General features: G+C 53.3%; 1 protein-coding gene. It reads right to left on the bottom strand.

The window, feature by feature from the left end; translation table 11 throughout:
* Window positions 1-257, bottom strand: a 257-nt coding sequence (locus AC1RPW_RS08565; RefSeq protein ID WP_481769540.1) for a hypothetical protein, incomplete at both ends; no start/stop codon positions are given.

Raw genomic sequence — 257 nt, 5'->3', positions numbered from 1 at the left:
CGTCACCGACTGCGGTCATGATGCTTGGGTTAATGATCCACAGGTCGGCCGACCCTTGATACACCATTGCCGCGTTGTTGTTTGCCCAGTACTTCCAGATCACTGTGTATGGTTCGAGTGATACTGTAAACGACGCGGTGGGTACTACACCCGAAAACACATAGCCGTTGGACGTGCGCTCAAATTCCGTGATCGGGGTCTGCGCTGCTACCTGTTGAGAGCCATACCCGATTTCTAGAGTAACGTTGTCGTACGGC

The sequence above is a fragment of the Dellaglioa sp. CoH-55-MRSF-8 genome (genome assembly GCF_056782195.1).
The sequence above is the reverse complement of the archived record's forward strand: the minus strand, read 5'-3'. Positions and strand labels throughout refer to the sequence as shown.